Below are 20,616 nucleotides of genomic sequence, written 5' to 3' on the forward strand. Positions count from 1 at the left end.
GCTGTGCATAGGCGTTTGGGTTTAGTTATAAATATTTATCTGATAGTGTATGTTTTTCCGTCTGCCGCAAGGTGGTAACTGAATTTACCGACGAAACCCAGCATATCCAGTACTTCCGCAAGAGAAATGGTGGCGGGGAATGTACCACTCACCACATGTCCGGCGGTGCCGGCATTTTCAAAACGGAAGCTGACGCCGTACCTGCGTTCCAGCATAGCCGCCACTTTACCCATGGGCATATCGGCAAAAAGCAGGTCGCCGGCCTTCCACTGTTCTATGCTGCTGATATCAGCTTTTCCCAGTATGGCTTTCCCGGTTGATGGCTGGTAGGTAATTTTGCGGCCAGGTGTTAACAGCGCGAGTTCTGTAGTGGTGGCGTTTTTCACGGCGCTGATGCTGACCTTACCTGTGGCTACGACTACTTCCTGTTCCTGTTCTGCATAGGAAGTTATCCTGAAAGAGGTCCCCAGCACGCGGGTGAGCATGGTGCCTGTCCGGATGAGGAAGGGATGGGATGCATCCTGCTTTACATCAAAAAATGCTTCTCCCTGTAAGGCAATGTCTCTGCCGGTTTCCGGGTAGGTAACGGGATAGGTGAGGGTACTGCCTGCTGCGAGGTATACCACGGTACTGTCGGGTAATAAATGTCGTTTAGGCGCCCCCGTAGGATTGACCATCTTTATATATCGTATAGCCGTTGGGGTGGATATACGTTTTTTACTGAGCTGCCAGGCAGCGAGCCCCGATAGTAATATAAACCCGATACTGGCAGCAGCATACCTGAAAGGTTTGATCCAGTAGGGCGAGCGTTTGTCCTTATGTGGAATGTACGGCTGCTGGCTGGTTTCCCAGGCAGCTATGCGCTGTTGCATTTCCTGTTGTTTTTGTTGTACATGTTCCAGCATAACCGGATTTTCTTCCGGAGGATGCTGCCAGGTAGTGGTTTCCTGCTGTTGCATAAGCTTATCCAGCAATGCCTGGCCGTCTGCCGTTTCCAGTAGTTTGGCTACCTGTTGCAGCTCCTGTGTGGTACACCGACCATCGAGGAACTTTTGCAACAGGTCGTTGGTTGCTTCTTCCATGTTATTATAATTTATGTTGACGGGAAGCCGGAATACTGGCGGGTCTTACGGTTTCCTGAAGCCTTGTGTTTATTTGTTGGGAGAAGATTCTATACATCCCTCTGTATTCATAGACGAGAAAATAAAACAGGTACCACCTATGGGATGGAAATATTTTTTTAAGAAGTAATATATAGGCATGAAGAGGCAACCCTGCTATGGGCTGGGAGAACAGAAAAAAATCGAAACAGTTGGTTATAAATAAGAGGAGGAAAAATCGCTGAGTAGTAAAAGAGGGATAATAGCGGAAGGAACCTTTTCATGCAGGTTTTTACGCAGACTGTTCAGCGCAGCCACCATATAGTTTTCCACGGTGTTTACCGAAAGGTTCATCCGCCGGGCAATTTCAGGATAGGTCAGGTTTTCTTCGCGGCTCAGCATAAATACCTGCCGCCGCTGCGGACTTAACTTATTCAGGACTTCGCGGTAGGTATGTTCGGCTTCTTCCAACAAAAGCCCGTAGTCAGAAGATCTATCCAGCTGTATATTTTCTGCTATTTCATCCAGGCCGGTCATCACCGGCAGATTGCGGCGCATTTCAGTGATAACGCGGTTCCGGATGGAGCGGAACAGATAGCTGGAAAAGCTGCTGATAATATGGATTTCTTCCCGTTTTACCCAGAGATGAAACAATTGATCCATGCACAGCTCCTCGGCTCTCATAGCATCCTGGACATAACGGCGTGCAAGATGGTACATGCGGGGATAATACCTGCTGAATATCTCATTATAAGCCTGCATGTCATCTTTTCGACAACAATCCCACAACTCCCTGTCAGACGCTTGTTTATAATCCATCAGAAACAAAAAATGACCGCTGCAAAATTGCCTGTTTAAATATTACCGGTATATTAAGTTTTTGTAACCAGTATTTTTGTCACCTCTCTTTTCTGAAAACAAATACCGCCACCGCGCCTGCAATAAGTGCACACATGCCATATAGCTCAAAGGCTTTTTCCAGCCCGATGTTGACGATCAGGCTCAATACCAGACTGCCAAGTCCATATCCAAGGAACAGGAAAAAGGCAAAGAGCCCTGTTGCAGCGCCCTTGTTAGTACTATAAGTAGTAATGATCGCTGCAAACAACGGATGCGAAAGATCAAAGCCGAGTGATAAAAGAGTAACCAGCAAACACGAAGCTGCCAGGCTGAATTGCTGACTAAGCAGCAGTACCGCTAACGACCCAACGAAAATGCCCAGCGGTATGATCCTGCTCCTGCCATAGCGGTCAGCCAGCTTCCCCAGAAAAGGCCCCAGCAATAACCCGGGAATACCATAACCGAATAAAGCCAGGCCGATCTGCATTTCATTCAATCCATAGTTTTTATAGAAAAAATATCCTAACCATGCGAAGACCCCGCTGTGAAACATTCCGTTGAACATTACATAACTATAACCCCACCTGGCCCGTTTCTGTGAGAGGATGGTGCGGAAGGATGCCAGGATATTCTTCGGACTGGTTGATGTTATCAGCAATTGTAGTGGCTAGCGTCAGAATGGTAAACAACAGCAGGGATAAAATGATGACCTTAAATCTTCCCAGCCTGTCACTCAGGGGACCATAAAATAGTGTGAAAAGGCCATAGCCCAGCAGGTATGATGGTTCTATAAAACTCACATGCCTGACCGTTGTCTTGAAATATTCTGATAGCACGGGCAACAAAGGGGCTACCATCAATCCCTGAAAAAATATGACAAAAGTAGCCAGTGAAATAACCAATACGGGCAACTTGTAGGCTTTGCCTGGTGCGCTGTTCTCCACCCTGGTAGCTGTCATTTCCTTACTCAGTTCCATTTGAATTCCGTTGGGTGGTTAATGCACTGATAATTTTTCTGAGATCAAACATACGGAGGCCAATGGTAATTCATCAAGCTGACCGGTTGCCTGTTGCCTGGTGAATCCCTTGTTTTCAAAAAGTTCAATCAGGGGATTATCAGCATATTCAGTTATCCATACACTTTCATATGGTTTGCAGACAGTGAGGCATTTCTCAAGCAGGGCATCTTTGACAGCAGGCGCCGGATATTTTTTTAGCACACCGAAATCCACGATGCGGGCAGCCCGCTTACCTTCCAGGGCCTCTGGCCGTTTACCCTTAGAAGTGATACATGCATATCCTGCAGGCTGGTCATCAACATAAACTATCAGCCACTGGTTAGATATATTGTTCACTTCAGCAACCAGGGCCCGTTCATTAAAATTTTTGAAGATGTAGTTGTCTAATGTTTTTTGTTCGAGGAGGGTTGAATACTTCTCTATGGCCAGTTCTTTTGTCAGCATCAAAAGCGCTTCCATTCCCTGTTTCGTAACTACTGTAAATTTCGTGATGATGTTCATATCCTGTCGTAATTATACAGGCAAATCTATCACGCTTCCCCGAATCATACACTGTACACAATTTGAAATTATAAGCAGTACAGATGTTAGCGCGCCCGCTGTCCGGCCAGTCGGATGGCCTCTATCCTTTTGGGAGAAAATTTATCCGCAAAGACTATCCTGAAATGTTTGTCGAAGGCTCCTGAAAACGAGAAGGTGTAACCTGGTGTAAACCTTACCCCGATTTTTTCGCATTGATCATAGAAATGAGCCATATCCGTATCATCCGGCATCTTCACCCAGATATTGTATCCACCCGAAGGTTTGAGGATAGCAGTCTTTTCCGGAAAATGGGCGGACAACAAATTAATGGCGAAGTGCGCATTTTTTGCCAGTTGCATTCTGAATGAACGGAGATGCCGGTCATAACTGTTGCCGGCCAACAGGCGGTTGACAGTTTCCTGGTACAATGGAGAGACGGTACTACCCAATGCAAACTTGATCTGCTCTGCACGTTGCATAAATTTCCCCGCTGCCAGCCACCCAACCCTTATGCCTGGCGCCAGTGTTTTCGCATAAGACGAGTAAGATAACACCAGCCCGCTGTCATCAAATCTTTTTATGATGGAAGGCCGGTGGCCATGGAAATTCAGGTCGCCATAAACATCATTCTCGATAAGCGCAACATTATATTGATGTGCAACTGAGAGTAGTGCCAGCTTTTGTTCATCGGTCAGTAGTATCCCGGTAGGATTGTGGAAGTTGGGCGTTACGATGACGGCTTTAATAGTATTGTTGCGGCAGGCCTTTCTCAAAAAGTCAACATCAAATCCGGTGTATGGGTCAACCGGAACTTCGATAACTCTGAGATGGAGTACCCTTATAACTTCCAGTACGGAAAATACACAAGGGCTCTCAACAGCTATCACGTCGCCTGCATTGCATACAGCGGCTAAAGCGATGTGTAGTGCCTGTAAGGCGCCATCAGTAATAAGTAGTTCGTCGGGATTGATAATGGTTTGATGAACAGCCGCTTTTTTTAGGATATTCTCCTTTAATTCCGCTGATCCATTGGAAGGGTAGTAGCGTAGCAAAGCGGCGCCCTGCTCCCTGATTACCTGTTGCATGGTACGGAGCAGTAATTTTTGAGGTATTAACAGGTCGCCTGGAGCCGCTACATTAAATTCTGAGAATTTACGGCCTGCTTTCAGCGAGGTCGTAAGTCCAAGATGATGTTTGAAAATGGCGTCCCTTGCTACCGGCCGATGTTGGGCCTTCTTCAGCTGATTCGATAAGTCTGGTCTGTTACTGACATAATAGCCGGATTTGGGTACGCTCTCCACCAATCCGCTGGCAACCAGATACTCATATCCATGCTGTATAGTGCTGATGCTTGTTTGATATTGTTCCTTCAGGTCACGGACAGACGGTAATTTATGTCCGGGTTTGAAAACGCCCTCACGTATGTTTTTTTCAATGGCGTTGGTAAAGGCTTCAAATTTATACACCTTCATATCTGTACTGGTAATTTATACATATTCTGTGTCTGTACTGTAAATGTAAGCGATTTAAATTTGTAGGAAAGAAAGCTGAATGCCCGGAAATTATAATATTGATACACCAGATGATCTGCGAAACCTCCCCATTTCTTCTCTGGATGGCCTTTGTGAGGAACTGCGGTCTTATTTAATCGATCATGTTGCCTCGAGCGGAGGTCATTTCAGTTCCAGTCTCGGGGTTGTGGAACTTACGGTTGCGCTGCATTACGTATTTAATACGCCTGAAGACAAACTTGTCTGGGATGTAGGTCACCAGGCGTATCCACATAAATTATTGACGGGAAGGAGGAGCCGGTTTTATTCCAACAGGTTACTGGGCGGGATCAGTGGCTTCCCAAGCAGGGAGGAGAGCGAATTCGATGCCTTTGGAACCGGCCATTCTTCTACTTCGATTTCGGCGATACTGGGCATGGCCTGCGCTGCCAAATACAGAGGTGAAAATACACGCCAGCATATCGCGGTAATCGGTGATGGTGCCATGACGGCAGGGCAGGCCTTTGAGGCATTAAATAATGCCGGTTATGAACAGCCCAACATGCTGGTGATACTGAACGACAATAATATGTCGATCGACGCCAATACCGGTGCTTTACAGCACTATCTCACGGAACTCACTACCGGCAAACATTACAATGCATTAAAGTTGCATATTAAGAAGTTGTTGTCACATCCCGGGCAACCAGATAAGTGGCCTGTAGATGTGGTACGGAAGCTCCAGAAAACCGTGAAAGGTGGGCTGTTGCGCTATAGCAACCTTTTCGAAGCGCTGAACATCCGGTATTTTGGTCCTGTCGACGGACATGATCTTAAAAAGCTGATCCATGTATTGGAAAAACTGAAGCATATACCCGGGCCTAAATTATTACATTGTGTAACAACCAAAGGGAAAGGTTTTGCACCGGCTATGACCGATAAGGAGAAATGGCATGCGCCAAAAAAATTCGACAAACTTACAGGCGCAACGCTGGATGCGGAAACAACTGCAAATAAGGCTGTCACTTTCCAGGCTGTATTCGGTGATACCTTAATTGAACTGGCAAAAAGAAACCCGGGGATTATGGCGGTAACCCCTGCAATGTTGTCGGGAAGTGCGCTAACCAAAATGAAGAAGGAAATGCCTGAACGTGTTTTTGACGTAGGTATCACCGAACAACATGCAGTTACTTTTTCGGCCGGCCTTGCCGCTGATGGAATGACACCTTTTTGCACCATATACTCCACTTTTTTACAGCGTGCCTATGATCAGGTCATCCACGACGTAGCGCTGCAAAAGCTGGACGTCATATTGTGTATTGACCGGGCGGGTGTTGTAGGTCCGGATGGACCCACACATCACGGTGCATTTGATATTTCCTTTCTGAGATGTGTGCCTGACATCATTGGTGCATCACCCATGGACCTGGAAGATTTCAGAAATCTTCTCTTTACAGCACAGGCCAGCAAGGGGAACGGGCCATTTGCTATTCGCTATCCCAGGGGAGCCGGAGTGTCAGCGCCAGCATCCTCCGGTTTCAGAAAACTGAAAATAGGAAAAGGCAGAAAGATCAGGTCCGGAAAGGATATCGCCATTCTTTCCCTTGGCCCGGTAGGACAATACGTAAAAGAAGCCTGTGAGGAACTGAAGGAGCATCAACTGAACGTAGCCCACTATGATCTCCGGTTCTTTAAGCCACTTGATGAGACGTTATTACATGAGGTATGCCGCCAGTTTTCCAGCGTGATCACTATCGAAGATGGTTGCATTTCCGGAGGTGTAGGGAGTGCTGTGATAGAGTTTATAGCGGAACAGGGCTACCATGTTATCGTAAAACGACTGGGGCTGCCAGATACGTTCGCTGTACAGGGTACCCAGCAAGAACTTCATGAATTATATGGGTATGATAAAAAAGCAATCGTCAGGCTGGTCAGACGGCTTGCTGTGCTGGTGTGAAATGTTTGCTGGTTACCGCTACACAGTTTGAACCGATGGGTTTTTTGCGTTCGTTGTCCTGGTCAATATTTCCAATTGTCTTTCTTATTAATGGAAGTTATTGATTATACACCGCTTTGATGGAATACAGCAGTGGAATTTTATTCTGCATAGATGCTATTTGATAGGAATCCGGTCCTGTTTTTACCATGTTACTGAAACATTCATAAGGAGAATCTGTATGTTCATTAAAAAAGCTGATGGTCAGACCCGCTTTGATTAATGCATTCAGAATCTCACTGAGACTATGATTCCATCCGTATTCCTTATCCTTAAGATCTGCTTCCCTGTCGGCATATGTACCAGACTTTTCTTCTTCTATGGGCTCACCGGTATTAAAATATGAATATTTGATATAAGAAAATTCATCATCAAACATCCATAGTATGGGGTGAAAATCGACCATATAAAAAACGCCTCCGGGCTTAAGTCGTTCTACTATTACTGCGGCCCATTTGTCTAAGTCAGGTAACCAGCCGATCGTTCCATAGGAGGTAAATACAATGTCAAATTTGTCTGTAATATGCAAACCGGCATCATAGACATTACTACAAACAAACTGGCTGTTTGCCTCAAGTTCCAATGCGAGGTTTTTTGCTGCCGTTATCGCTTTGTCGGAGAAGTCAAGGCCGGTGGTAATAGCTCCCAGTCTGGCCCATGAGATGGTATCCATTCCAAAATGACATTGCAGGTGAAGGAGTTTTTTGCCTGATACATCTCCCAGTTCACGGATTTCTATCGGGTTTAAAGAGGTGCTTCCGGCTTTGAATTTGTCCAGATTATAAAATGCTGATTTCATGTGGACTTCTGTCTTATTGTTCCACAGTTCTTTGTTTACAGAAAAATAGGTGTTTGGGTCAGTCACGTGTCCGAGTTTAATTTTACAGAAATTAACAATATGAAGGATGCCTCCCTCTATGGATAAAGCCTTGCTATTATTGAACGGAACGAATATAAAGCAGAAAAATGGACTAAAATAATCCGGTCATAAAATAAGGCCGGCCTTCCTGCGAAGGCCGGCCCTTTTTTATGACCGTCTCTATATTCTCAATGATATATTAATAAAGATCCCAGAAATGTTTTGCGGCTTTGCTGTCTTTCCCGCCGATAGCCTGGACAGCTTTTTCGTAGTTGCTTTTATTCAGCTGTTGTTCATCTACGGGATATGTCATGCGGGTGGGTACTACGGTTACGTCACGGTCGAGTGAGCCGTCAACGGGGGCTACGAACAGGTCCTGTCCATTAGGTTTTTTGATGTCGAGCCGCAGTCTTTCAAACCAGCCTTCCAGTCCCTGCATGTACATGGCAAGCCACTTTTGTGTGCCGATTACATTCTTCCACTGGCCGCCATTGTAAGGTACGCCGGCGATGTAAGGATCAATGCCGGCGTTGGGAACGCCGCGGTCTTCCATGGAAGCCCTGATCCCTTTTTTGTAGTGCTCTTCGGCAGAGCCGCTAATGATGTTTCTCTCTATAGCTTCAGCAAGGATAAATTCCACTTCGGCATAGTCCATATAAACGCCGGGGGCTTTGGCGTCCAGCACGGCGCTGCCGGGTAATGAGATGGCGCTGTTGGGGATCATTTCTCCGTTCTGTTGGTTTAATCCGTAGGGTTTGCCAATATACCTGCCATTGTCTTTTGCAGGTGCTGCATAAATGGGCAGTCGGGGATCATTGATATCGAGCATGTAGTCTACTATTGTTTTGCACATGCAGAAATCGATACGTGATTTATAGGATTCATTCAGTGTATTATTGTTCGGGGGAGCTTCCACATATCTGAATATGGCATTGTCTGCATTGGAAGTAAACACCCCGGAGTTTACGGCATCGTTGATCGCCTGGTTGACGAGTGTTTGCATAGAAGGAACATCACTAACCCTGATCGCTATACGAAGCCGGAGAGAATTGGCAAAACGTTTCCATTTATTGACATCCCCTTTATAGATAATATCTGTTTGGGTAGGGAATGATCCTTTGGAAGGGTCCAGTTTGGCCACCTGTTCTCCCAGTACTTTCAGGAGATCGGTGTAGATGGTAATGGCCCTATCGTATGGGCTGTTGGGCTGGTCAAGGCCGCCCTGTGAGAATTTGTATGGAATGTCTTCATATACATCCACCAGCATATGATAGGTCCATGCTTTCATGATTTCAGCGATGGCTATCTGATTGGGAGAATAATCGAATGGTTTTTCTGTATTGATCTTAATGATTTCGTTAAGATCTTTTATGGAGCCGGCATACATAATGTTCCAGAATTCAGTGTTCCGGTTTTCACGGATCTGGTAGCGGCTTTCATTGGAGTAAGTGGTGGCAGACCAGTACTGGGCGTAATGCATACCGGTACGTCCGTTGTTCCATTCGTTCCAGATGTTATCTATGGCTTTTTTCTCGGCAGAAACCAGCAGGTAGCCCGGATCGGTAGTCTTAGGATTATTCGGGTCCTGGTTGATCTCATCAAACTTTTTAGTACAGCCTGTTAACAGGAGTATCAGTATCGAAGCGAAACAGAGTTCTTTAAATACTGTTTTTTTCATAGCGTAATTTTTTAGAAGGAAACGGATAAGTTAACACCGAAGGAACGTACGGATGGGAGGGCAGCAGCTTCAATTCCTTGTACGTTGCCGGCGGATATAGCCAGGTTGGTAGGGTCGAGATGAGGATTGGAAGTACTGATCAGCCATACATTCCTGGCAGAGAAGGAGAGACGCAGGTGTTGCATCCGTAATGCGGATACAAATGATTTTTCAAAAGTGTAGCCGAGGTTGACCTCTTTCAGGTAAAGATAACCTGCATCCCACATATCGAGTTCCTGCACCACATATCCGTTGTTGTTATTGAAATGATCATAAGCAGATATTACTTTGGTGTTTACCTTTCCGTCTTCTGTATATCCTTCTGCTATTGTACCTTTTTCCCTGATACCGTTTTCTGCTGTTTCAGCCAGTATACCTGACTGGCGGCCGAACATGGTAGTAGTAGAGAAATATTTACCACCTATCTGGAAATCAAAGTTGACGCCCAGCGAGATACCTTTATAACTGAATAAAGAGGAGAATCCGCCGGTATAGTCAGGTAGCGCATTGCCGAGCACGGACTGTTTGTCGGCCCGGATATAGAAACCGTCGGCACCTACGAGCTTGTGGCCGTTGGCGTCCCGTTTGATAGCATAACCAACGATAGAGCCGTATGTTTCTCCTTCGCGGGCATTCACGGTTACAGAAAAGGCTGCATTGGCAAGCAGCAGATTGGTGACCTGGATGCCTTTGGCGGGATCATCGTACAACTTTTCGATTTTATTCCTGTTACGGGCTATGTTGAAACCCAGGTCCCAGGTGAATCCACTCTTTGTACGTATGGGCGTTCCTGTTAGTGCCAGTTCAAACCCTTTGTTCCTGATCAGCCCTGCATTGATGATCGCAGTGGTATATCCGGAAGAAGCAGATATGGTCAGCGGTATGATCTGGTCTTTTGATTTTTTGTCGTATACGCTGAGATCTACGCCCAGTCTGTTATGCAGGAAACGTAATTCAAGGCCTGCTTCTACTTCTGTGGTGATCTCAGGTCTGATATTCGCGTTATTCAGCTGGTCCGGTACGGTAATATTGGCGGTGGAACCGAAATTTTCTTCTGCCATATAGGCCAGGGCTGTGCTATACGGAATAGTACCTTTACCTACCTGTGCCCATCCCAGCCTGAGTTTACCAAAAGATAACCAGGGGGCATTTTTCAGATTTTTTATTTCAGAGAATACAAATGACCCGGATACTGATGGGAAGAAGTAAGAATTGTGGGCAGCAGGTAATGTGCTGGACCACTCATTCCTGCCGGTTACATCGAGGTAAAGCATACCCTGGTATCCCAGCGAAGCACTGCCGAAAATGGCATTCTCACGCAGTTTTTCCACTTGGTCGTATACCCGTGCTGGCTGCCGGGAGTTGGCGAGGTTATACCAGCCATCAATATTTAATCCGTCTTTACTCTCTCCACCTGTGAATTTCAGATAGTTCTCTCTTCTGTTGAGGCCAGCAAAGGCAGACAGGGAGAAGTGGGAGCCGATTGACTTATTGAAATTGATACGTCCTTCGTAGTTGTTCTCTTTTACAAAACGAGTGGCTTCGATATAGGAGGAGATTCCCTGTGAACCGATTGCTACTCTTTCCTGCCGGCTGTCTGTATAGAAGTCAGTCATAAATTTACCGGTCACAGAAAGGTAGTCTGTGATTTTGAAGTTGACGCCTGCATTTCCGAATACGCGGTCACGCCGGTCTGTCTCATAGTTCTTATACCTTGTCCAGTAAGGGTTGTCGGTATACCTGGGAGGCTGATCGTCCCATGCACCGCGGTTCCATGAACGTTGGGAACCATCATATGCATAGGCGTAATCTTTCAACTTCTCCATGTCCCAGTCGCGGTGCCCGAACTCAGTAAATCCCTGCATGACATTCCTTCCGTGATAGCCGGTACCGGGTCTGCCCAATGTATTGGTGCCGACGTAGTTGACGCCTATAAAGGCTTCCAGCCGGCTGGATATGGCATAGTTACCGTTGAAGCTGAGGGAATTGCGTTTAAGTTTGGAGTTGGGTAAAACAAATTTCTGATCAAGGTTGGTATAAGCCATTCTGAAGGCACCTTTTTCATTACTACCGGAAACGGCTACACTGTTGGTGAGTGTCAGGCCGGTTTCGAAGAAACTGCGGTTGTTGTTGGGATGTGGTTCCCAGGGCGCCGCTACACCGAAATCAGGGTTTTGTTTGTCTTTATCCCATGACCACCAGTGACGAACTAGTTTACCATCCATTTTAGGACCCCATGAAACATCGGGTTCATAATCAGGAACGAGATCATATGGCCCTTTACCATCATGGTCATCATAGGTAGCCTTGCCATCTTTGAATCCTTCAGGATGTTCATTTACATATAGTTTGGTGAAATTATAACCACCACCATACTCATTCTGGTATTTGGGCATGATGTATACTTTTTCCATCTGTGCACCAAAATTGTAAGTGACGCCAATACCGCTGGCAATACCTGATTTGGATTTTTTGGTGGTGATGGCAATCACACCGTTGGAACCACGGGTGCCATACAATGCAGAGGCTGCAGCGCCTTTGAGCACAGATAATGATTCGATATCATTGGGGTTGATATCCTGTATGGCATTGCCATAATCGTATCCGCCACGGCCGCGTTCCTGGTCGATGGCGGCGGTGGGGTTGTTGCCGGTAAAGAAACTGTTATCCATCGGTACACCATCTACTACGAACAGCGGGTTATTGTTTCCGAAGATGGAGTTGATACCGCGGATAGTGATTCTGGCAGATCCTCCCAGATTGCCGGAGGAGCCTGTAACCTGTATGCCTGCTACCTTTCCGCTGAGTGAGTTGATGAAGTTGGGATCTTTAGTCTGCGTAAGGTCTGCACCTTTTACTTCCTGCACGGAGTATCCGAGTGATTTTTTTTCTCTTTTTACGTTGAGTGCAGTAACTACTACCTCCTGCATGGTTTTGTCATCAGGTTGCAGTTCAATGTTGATACTGGCGGCATCTCCTACAGGTATTTCCTTCAACAGATAACCGATACTTCGGACTACCAGTACGGCATCCTTACCAGGTACCGATAGTTTGAAATTTCCCTGCTGGTCTGTAATAGCACCGGTGGTAGCACCTTTGAGCTGAACGCTGGCAAATGGAACAGGTGCATTGTTGCCTGTCACTTTTCCGGTTATCTGCCGTTGCTGTGCAGACAATAGGAAATTGATTGCCATGAGAATGGCAATAAGACACAAAGTCTTTTTCATGTGGTTTAGATTTGGTTGAAAAATATAGAGGGACCGGTCATTATGCTTGAGTCATAATCGTCTTAGGTTTTTCGTTGAAATAAAAAAATTGGATTGTTTCTCAGGGTTTCGTGTAGTGATCTTCGTGGCATCGGATTAGTTTATTGCAGTTGGGTTTCAAACTGGGCTACAGGTCTATAGTTCATCTAAATAAAGATAATAAAATATAGATAAAATCCATCATTGTTTTCATAAATTATCACTTCATCACTTCGTCACTGATATCATAGTACAGTTAGCTTTTATGAATCCGCTGTGCAGCGGTGGAGTACGTTCATTAATAAAAAATCAGACTTCAGAATACATCTTTACTTACCTTCACATCTATATAATACATCCCAGATATGCGATCTTTCAAAATGCAGCACCGGGAGTTTGAGCCACCTGAGGAGCTACGGGATATCATAAAGTGCTTTTGGTACAACAGTGAAGATTTTGGAGAACAACCATCAGGTTTTGAAGTACTGCCTGACGGTTATGCTGAAATTATTTTTCATTTCGGAGATGCCTGCAGTATTTCTTACAATGGATGTTTGCAGCCAATGCCATCGCCATTTATAATGGGGCTGCTCAATCAGCCTGTTCTTATAAACGCAAAAAATCGTTTGGAGATCATTGGTATCAGGTGTTTTCCCTGGACCGTGTTTGATCTGCTCGGACTGCCTTCCGGTAAGGATGGCGTGCATATATTGGAGCATCCTATCGCCCGGCTTCAATCCACCTTGAACAAATATATTCAGGCCGGTAGGATAGAGGAAGCGCTGGCTGAGGTAACACAGTACTTCCTGCATGTACGGTCGCAGATGGTTATTGATAATATGTTATTCAAAGCGGGAGTTGCTATGCGGGAGGCAAACGGCGGCCTGCCGGTAAGCCAGGTAGCAGCGGCAGCTCATGCAACGGTTCGTACATTGGAAAGGAAGTTCAAGCATTTTTCCGGCTATACTGTTAAAGATGTGTCTGGTCTGATACGCTTTGAGCAGATACGAAACCATTTATGGCTTTATCCGGATTCCAATATTGCCGGCCTGGCTCACGAGCTCGGCTATACGGACCAGGCCCACCTAAGCAGGGAATTCAAACGCTACAGCGGTACTACGCCAGCGGCATTCGCACGAAAAGCCAAAAAGGAAAACAAACCGTAAACAACGATTTTGTCGTGTTTATACAAGCTTACGCTAAGCCCATTCCGGAATTTTGTGTTTCAATTATGCTAATATGAAAGTTACACTTGAAAACACGGAATCCGCGCAAAATCATGCTATTTACGATGTTATCATTTCCGGTGCAGGGCCTGTAGGATTATTCCTCGCCTGTGAACTGGCCCTGGCCCAATGTTCTGTCCTGGTACTCGAAAAGGCGGAGCATCCGCACTCACCATTAAAACAACTTCCTTTCGGAATGCGGGGGCTCTCAGCACCTACTGTTGAAGCGTTTTACCGTCGTGGGCTGTTAGATCAACTTGAAATACCCAAACGCGTTAAAAATCCCCATAGCAGCCCAACTACCGCGCAAGGGCTACCACTCCGTCGTCAGGCCGGACACTTCGCCGGTATTCCATTTCATTTCGATAATATTGACACCTCCCAGTGGAAGTATCGTCTGCCGGGCTCCACCGACACCTCTTTATTGTCTGAAATGGAAGAGCTGGAATCTGTGCTGACACACCGTGCAGAAGCCCTGGGTGTGCACATCAGGCGCGGTTTTGCCATTACAGGCTTCCATCAAAACGAGGATGGGGTGACTGTTCAGGCTGGTGACGGGGCTTTTAAAGGTCAGTGGCTCGTAGGTTGTGATGGCAGCCGCAGCGTTGTCCGCAAGATGGGCGGTTTCGAATTCGCCGGTACAGAGCCGGAATTTACCGGTTATTCTACACTAATGGATATTGCAGACCCCGAAAAACTTGGCCATGGCCGCAATCTCACGGCAACAGGTATGTATCTGCAATCGCAGCCAGGCTATGTGATCATACAGGATTTTGATGGCGGAGCATTTCATAATACAGAAAAGCCCGTCACGCTGGAACATGTGCAGGAGGTTTTACGCCGTATCTCGAATACCGATGTAACTATCAAGGCCCTGCATGTAGCGACTACCTGGACTGACAGGGCACGGCAGGCCACTGCCTACCGCAATGGACACGTACTTTTAGCCGGCGATGCCGCGCATATTCATTCGCCGTTGGGAGGTCAGGGGCTTAATCTCGGACTGGGTGATGCTATGAACCTGGGCTGGAAGCTCGCCGCAACCATCCAAAAGAAAGCACCGGCAGGCTTGCTGGACAGTTATCATACGGAACGACACCCAATTGGTGTACAGGTGCTGGATTGGTCACGGGCCCAGGTTGCTATCATGAAACCTGAACCGCCCGCCCGCGCGCTGAATGCAATTGTCCGCGACCTGATGAATACACGCGATGGTGCTACTTATATTGCGGGAAGGGTATGGGGTATTTTCACACACTATCATCTCGGTGGCGATCATCCACTGACAGGTCACAGTGTCCCCAACTTTGCGTTCGAAGATGGTACCACACTTGGCGAGTTAATGCACGATGGCCGCGGGATACTGCTTGATTTTGATAGAAATGTTTCCCTTAAAACGCTGGCGAATGAATATGGCGACCGAATCAGGTATATTTCAGGCAGTGTAAAAGACCGGTTAGGTATAAGTGCACTGCTGGTACGTCCTGATGGGATTGTCGCCTGGGCTTCTGACAATAACCCGGATTACAGTGAACTCCAAAAGGCCGCTGCCCGCTGGTTTTAGATCTATTTCAAATCGCACTGCTGGCACTTACCTGCAATTAAATCACATAAAACATTCGAGGTGTTCAGAAAAATGAGTGCCGTCCATCTTCAAAATTATTTGAACCCATTTCCAAATTAATAGTATCTTAGTAGCTAAGATATTTAGTTAATAAGATATAAGATGGATAAAGACTTGCTCAAAAAAATAAGGAAACTGAGCCAGCTGCATGCATATACCTCTATTCAGATGCACGAAGCCATCGGCCGAAAGGCAGGACTCACGGGTACCGACCACAAATATTTAGGGTTTTTAATACAAAAGGGGCAAATGACGGCAGGCGAGCTGGCGGCTTTAACAGGCCTGACCACCGGAGCTGTAACAGGTCTGATAGACAGACTCGAAAAGAAAAACCTGGTAAAAAGACAGTTTGCTGAAAACGACAGACGGAAGGTGATCATCGAACCCAATACGGATAACATCAATGCGCTTTTAGTGCCGCTTTACAAAGAATTCCGGAACAAGTCAGAAAAACTGATTGCTTCATTCTCCAACAAGGATGTCAAGGTGCTTGAAACCTACTTCTCAAAAGCAATCGAAATAATGAATGAAACAACAGATAAACTAAAAATATGAGTTCCTATATACTTGGTTTTCAGGAAGTCGATAAGACAAAGTTGGCCATGGTGGGGGGAAAGGGCGCGAACCTGGGAGAGCTTTCCAGGATAGAAGAAGTGCAGGTGCCGGATGGATTTTGTATCTCCACGGAAGCCTTTAGGCGAATCATGGAGGAAACGCCATCCATATACGAATTACTGGATCGGTTATCATTGCTAAAAACGGAAGACCGGGAGAAGATCGCTGAATTAAGCCGGGAGCTCCGTAGTGTTATTGAAGGAGTGACTATCCCTGAAGATATTAGTGAAGAGATCTCCCATCACCTTTTCCGACTTGGTGAAAAAAATGCCTATGCGGTACGGTCCAGCGCCACTGTAGAGGATTTGCCGGCAGCCTCTTTTGCCGGCCAGCAGGATACGTATCTGAACATCATCGGAAAAGCGGCCATCCTGCAGCATGTCAGCAGGTGCTGGGCCTCGCTGTTTACGGAGCGGGCAGTGACTTACCGTCTTCAGCAGGGTTTTGATCATCGTAAAGTATATCTGTCTGTGCTTATTCAGAAGATGGTCTTTCCACAGGCGGCAGGAATATTGTTTACTGCCGATCCTGTCACATCCAGCAGGAAGGTGGTGTCTATTGATGCGGGCTTCGGACTTGGAGAGGCACTCGTCTCCGGTCTGGTGAATGCAGATAGTTATAAGGTGAGTAATGGTAAGATAATCGACAAGAAAATATCCACTAAGAAACTGGCTATTTATGCAGTGAAAGAAGGAGGCACCAGGCAACAAGCGCTGGAGCCTGAGTGGCAGAACAGTCAGGTCCTGACGGATGAGCAGATTTTGCAGCTTGAACGCATAGGCAGAAAGATCGAAGCACATTTCGGTCATCCTCAGGATATCGAATGGTGTTGGGCAGATGATACCTGTTATATTGTCCAGAGCAGGCCTATCACTACTTTATATCCCATTCCTGAAACTAATGATGCTGAAAATCATGTCTATGTATCTGTAGGGCATCAGCAAATGATGACTGATCCCATAAAACCACTGGGATTGTCTTTTTTCCTGCTATTTACGCCCGCCCGCATGCGTACTGCAGGAGGAAGATTGTTTGTTGATGTGGCGCCTAATCTGTCTACACCGGCTGGCAGAGAATATTTGCTGAATACCATCGGACAATCCGATCCGCTTATAAAAGATGCGCTCCTGATTATCATGGAGCGGGAAGATTTTATAAAAGAGAACGAAGAACCGGATGCTAAAAGTCATCCGCCAAGATTGGATCTTCAGGCAACCATCGAAAACGATCCGGCCATCGTTGCTGATTTGATAAAGTGCTGTGAAACATCGCTGGAAGGGTTAAAACAAAACATCCAAGGGAAATCCGGACCGGGATTATTTGATTTTATCCGGGAAGATTTACAGCAACTGAGGAAGACGATGTTTGATGCGGGCAGTATACGGGTGATTATAGCTGCTATTAATGCTTCTGCATGGATCAATGAAAGGATGAATGCGTGGTTGGGTGAAAAAAATGTAGCGGATAAACTTTCTCAATCCGTACCCAACAATATTACTTCGGAAATGGGACTGGCACTGATGGATGTTGCAGATGTGATACGTCCTTATCGCGAAGTAACAGACTATTTACAACACGTAAAAGATGAGAACTTCCTGGATGGACTGATTCAATTTGAAGGTGGACAGGAGATCAGGGATACGCTTTACGCTTATCTTAACAAGTATGGAATGCGTTGTGCCGGGGAAATCGATTTTACTAAACCGCGTTGGAGCGAAAAGCCCGCCACACTCATTTCCATGATACTCAGTAATATCAGAAACTTTGAGCCTGGCGCCGGCAAACGAAAATTTGAGCAGGGACTAGAGGAAGCTTTCAGTAAAGAACAATCGTTATTGGAGCGACTGAAACTATTACCGGATGGCGAACAAAAAGCAGATGAAACAAAACGAAAGATCGACCTGATCAGAAATTTTAGTGGTTATCGTGAGTATCCGAAATACAGCATTGTAAATCATTACTTCGTTTATAAGCAGGCTTTGCTAAAGGAAGCAGAACAGCTTGTGCAGGCCGGTACCATCCAGGAAAAGGAAGACGTATACTATCTCACTTTTGAAGAATTTCAGGAGGTAGTACGTACCAATAAACTGGATTACCAGATCATCAGCAAACGAAAAGAGGAGTACAAATGGTATGAAAAACTGACGCCACCACGGGTTATCACATCTGATGGTGAAATTATAACGGGGAAGTATAAACGGGAAAATATCCCTGCGGAAGCTATTGCAGGGCTGCCTGTTTCTTCCGGAATAATAGAAGGGCGGGCCCGTGTTATCTTAAACATGGAAGATGCTGAGCTGGAAGAGGGAGATATATTGGTGACTGCTTTTACTGACCCCAGTTGGACACCGTTATTTGTAGCCATAAAAGGTCTGGTCACTGAAGTGGGTGGATTGATGACCCATGGAGCCGTCATAGCGCGGGAATACGGTCTGGCGGCAGTGGTGGGAGTGGAGAACGCGACCAGGCTGATCAAAGACGGACAGCGCATCCGGGTGAATGGAACAGGCGGATATGTGGAAATACTATAGGTTGATAAAAACAAAGAACCGGGGCTTATAACCCCGATTCTTTATTTTATAATAAAACGTTCCTGGGTTTTATTTGCCGGACACTTCTTTGGCGGCCTGCATAATGACAGCGGCTACTTTCTGCGGTTGTGATACATAAACAGCGTGACTGCCTTTGATCTCAGTAACCTTAGTGTTGGATCGTTTGTACATATTACGTTGGATGTCAGGGTTAATACTTTTGTCTTCTGTAGCAATGATGCCATAGGTGGGTTTGTTTCTCCAGGCGGCAGCAGTGACAGGAGTCGCAAAACATTTACCGTAAAAGGCACCTTGTGAGGCATACATGAATGCCGCTTCTTCCTTACTCAAATCAGCACAGAAACCTGCATGGAACTTTGTTTTATCATAGTAAACGATGCCTTTCTCATCCGGAGGCAGTACGCCATTCTCAGGAGCGGGTTTGGCAGTTTGAAACCATTGTATGGCAGACTCATTGTTGTCTGGCTGGAAAGCCGCGATATAAACCAATCCCGCAACTTTGGGGTGGTTACCGGCCTGCGTGATAACAACACCTCCCCAGGAGTGGCCGGCAAGGATAGCAGGACCATCCTGAGCATCCAGTGCAAGTTTGGTAGCTGTTACGTCGTCCTCCAGAGAAGTTAATGGATTTTGTACCACTGTAACATGGAAACCCTGTTTGGTAAGGGCTTCATAAACTCCCTTATAACCAGAACCATCAGCAAAGGCTCCATGTACCAACACTACATTTTTTACGGTTTGCGCAGTAGTTGCTGTAGTTGTGCCGGCTAAGGTGAAGAGGGCTATGATACCGGCTTTTAATGTGCTGAGTAAGGATTGCTTTTTCATTTTTTATTTCGTTGAAGTTTTTGTTTGAATCAACGATACAAAGATGAGACGAAAAGCAGCCATCGTTTATGAGCACATTGCCCGATTAGTTGTGATTATTTCCCTTCATTGGATATTACTGCGGCATTTCTGAAATCGGAAGGCGATGCTCCGGCGTTCTTTTTGAAGAAGTTGGAGAAATAGGGTACATCTTCAAAACCCAGCTCAAAGGTGATGTGTTTAATCGATTTGTCGGTGTAACGCAAAAGTCGTTTAGCCTCCACCGTAATCCTTTCCTGGATGATCTGGGAAGGAGTCTTCTGATTGTAGATGGCAAAAAGATTAGACAGGGTTTTGGGCGATTTGCAAAGCTGCCCGGCATAAAAGCTAACGGAGTGTTCTGTCTTGAAATTGGCTTCAACAAGGAGGTTGAATTTTCGGATAATATGAAACCTTTCATCCTGCAGCTTTTTGGTGGGCGTATATCCCAGCTTTGCCAGCTGCGTTACATAGATAATCAGTCGTTTTAACAATACCAGCAGCATTTCGCTCTGGATATGGTCTGAAGTCCTGAATTCCTCCGTGAAAACATCGGATAGGAGCTGTAGTTTTTGTCGGGCCTGATCACCCAGCTTTATGAACAAATGATCGGTACTACTAAAGAGGAAACCAACACAGCTCACTTCACTATCGTGATCGATAATACAATAAAATTCCCGGTTAAACTGCCAGGCAACGATGTCTGCTGAATTTTCAAAACTGAATGTCTGGTTAAACAAAAGAGTCAGGAGGGTATTGGCCGGGAATTCATAGTCAGTTCCATCAATGGTAACAGTCTGGCTTTCTCCCGGGTTCCACGCAATCGTAAAATACTTATTGAACCGGTCTCTGGTAAAAAATAATCTGTCAAAACCTGCTTCTTCCTTAAAAAGCAACAGTTCCCCACCGGTGTTCTCCTCCCTTAGTGTAAGCCTCATTGTTAGTTAGATGAATGATTAGCAAAA

General features: G+C 46.0%; 16 protein-coding genes. 5 read left to right on the top strand and 11 right to left on the bottom strand.

Annotation, left to right across the window (positions count from 1 at the left end):
• Nucleotides 1-35: 35 nt before the first annotated feature.
• From DF182_RS26805 to DF182_RS26825, 6 genes are all read right to left on the bottom strand, one after another.
• A complete protein-coding gene (locus DF182_RS26805) occupies nucleotides 36-1,082 on the bottom strand; it encodes a FecR family protein (RefSeq protein WP_113618832.1) in 1,047 nt (348 codons plus the stop codon).
• Nucleotides 1,083-1,316: 234 nt separating this feature from the next.
• Nucleotides 1,317-1,919, bottom strand: coding sequence for an RNA polymerase sigma-70 factor (locus DF182_RS26810; RefSeq protein WP_113618833.1), 603 nt, complete (start codon nucleotides 1,917-1,919; stop codon nucleotides 1,317-1,319).
• A 79-nt stretch (nucleotides 1,920-1,998) separates the two neighbouring features.
• Nucleotides 1,999-2,427, bottom strand: a complete 429-nt coding sequence (locus DF182_RS32620; protein ID WP_394337293.1) for an MFS transporter — start codon at nucleotides 2,425-2,427, stop codon at nucleotides 1,999-2,001.
• Between the two features lie 85 nt (nucleotides 2,428-2,512).
• On the bottom strand, nucleotides 2,513-2,917 hold the full coding sequence (locus tag DF182_RS32625; protein WP_211327219.1) for an MFS transporter: 405 nt from the start codon (nucleotides 2,915-2,917) through the stop codon (nucleotides 2,513-2,515).
• Nucleotides 2,918-2,935: 18 nt separating this feature from the next.
• Nucleotides 2,936-3,460, bottom strand: a complete 525-nt coding sequence (locus DF182_RS26820; protein WP_113618834.1) for an N-acetyltransferase — start codon at nucleotides 3,458-3,460, stop codon at nucleotides 2,936-2,938.
• 86 nt (nucleotides 3,461-3,546) lie between these two features.
• The gene (locus DF182_RS26825) at nucleotides 3,547-4,953 is read right to left on the bottom strand and encodes an aminotransferase-like domain-containing protein (protein ID WP_113618835.1); all 1,407 of its coding nucleotides are present in this window, start codon (nucleotides 4,951-4,953) and stop codon (nucleotides 3,547-3,549) included.
• Between the two features lie 79 nt (nucleotides 4,954-5,032).
• Here DF182_RS26825 and dxs point away from each other — a divergent pair, with 79 nt between their 5' ends.
• Nucleotides 5,033-6,928 (top strand): 1-deoxy-D-xylulose-5-phosphate synthase, encoded by a 1,896-nt coding sequence (gene dxs / locus DF182_RS26830; RefSeq protein ID WP_113618836.1) that lies wholly within the window; start codon nucleotides 5,033-5,035, stop codon nucleotides 6,926-6,928.
• 97 nt (nucleotides 6,929-7,025) lie between these two features.
• Here the strand turns inward: dxs and DF182_RS26835 are convergent, their stop codons facing one another.
• The 3 genes from DF182_RS26835 to DF182_RS26845 form a co-directional block, all read right to left on the bottom strand.
• A complete protein-coding gene (locus tag DF182_RS26835) occupies nucleotides 7,026-7,766 on the bottom strand; it encodes a class I SAM-dependent methyltransferase (protein ID WP_113618837.1) in 741 nt (246 codons plus the stop codon).
• A 259-nt stretch (nucleotides 7,767-8,025) separates the two neighbouring features.
• The gene (locus tag DF182_RS26840) at nucleotides 8,026-9,504 is read right to left on the bottom strand and encodes a SusD/RagB family nutrient-binding outer membrane lipoprotein (protein ID WP_113618838.1); all 1,479 of its coding nucleotides are present in this window, start codon (nucleotides 9,502-9,504) and stop codon (nucleotides 8,026-8,028) included.
• A gap of 11 nt (nucleotides 9,505-9,515) precedes the next feature.
• Nucleotides 9,516-12,770 carry a SusC/RagA family TonB-linked outer membrane protein gene (locus DF182_RS26845; protein WP_113618839.1) on the bottom strand — a complete coding sequence of 1,085 codons (3,255 nt, stop codon included), beginning with the start codon at nucleotides 12,768-12,770 and terminating at the stop codon, nucleotides 9,516-9,518.
• A gap of 383 nt (nucleotides 12,771-13,153) precedes the next feature.
• Here DF182_RS26845 and DF182_RS26850 point away from each other — a divergent pair, with 383 nt between their 5' ends.
• The 4 genes from DF182_RS26850 (at nucleotide 13,154) to ppsA (ending at nucleotide 18,784) form a co-directional block, all read left to right on the top strand.
• On the top strand, nucleotides 13,154-13,954 hold the full coding sequence (locus DF182_RS26850; protein ID WP_211327220.1) for a helix-turn-helix domain-containing protein: 801 nt from the start codon (nucleotides 13,154-13,156) through the stop codon (nucleotides 13,952-13,954).
• Nucleotides 13,955-14,027: 73 nt separating this feature from the next.
• Nucleotides 14,028-15,578 (top strand): FAD-dependent monooxygenase, encoded by a 1,551-nt coding sequence (locus DF182_RS26855; protein ID WP_113618840.1) that lies wholly within the window; start codon nucleotides 14,028-14,030, stop codon nucleotides 15,576-15,578.
• A 162-nt stretch (nucleotides 15,579-15,740) separates the two neighbouring features.
• Complete coding sequence (locus tag DF182_RS26860; RefSeq protein ID WP_113618841.1) at nucleotides 15,741-16,193, top strand: MarR family winged helix-turn-helix transcriptional regulator; 453 nt, start codon at nucleotides 15,741-15,743, stop codon at nucleotides 16,191-16,193.
• Nucleotides 16,190-18,784: a phosphoenolpyruvate synthase gene (gene ppsA, locus DF182_RS26865; RefSeq protein WP_113618842.1), complete on the top strand. Its 2,595-nt coding sequence runs from the start codon at nucleotides 16,190-16,192 to the stop codon at nucleotides 18,782-18,784. The genes DF182_RS26860 and ppsA overlap by 4 nt, the downstream gene beginning before the upstream one ends.
• Nucleotides 18,785-18,853: 69 nt before the next feature.
• On the opposite strand, the gene DF182_RS26870 is transcribed toward ppsA, so the two are convergent.
• Nucleotides 18,854-19,633 (bottom strand): alpha/beta hydrolase, encoded by a 780-nt coding sequence (locus DF182_RS26870; protein ID WP_113618843.1) that lies wholly within the window; start codon nucleotides 19,631-19,633, stop codon nucleotides 18,854-18,856.
• Nucleotides 19,634-19,728: 95 nt separating this feature from the next.
• Nucleotides 19,729-20,589: a helix-turn-helix domain-containing protein gene (locus tag DF182_RS26875; RefSeq protein WP_113618844.1), complete on the bottom strand. Its 861-nt coding sequence runs from the start codon at nucleotides 20,587-20,589 to the stop codon at nucleotides 19,729-19,731.
• Nucleotides 20,590-20,616: the final 27 nt, after the last annotated feature.

Source organism: Chitinophaga flava (assembly GCF_003308995.1).
In the GTDB taxonomy this organism is placed as follows: domain Bacteria; phylum Bacteroidota; class Bacteroidia; order Chitinophagales; family Chitinophagaceae; genus Chitinophaga; species Chitinophaga flava.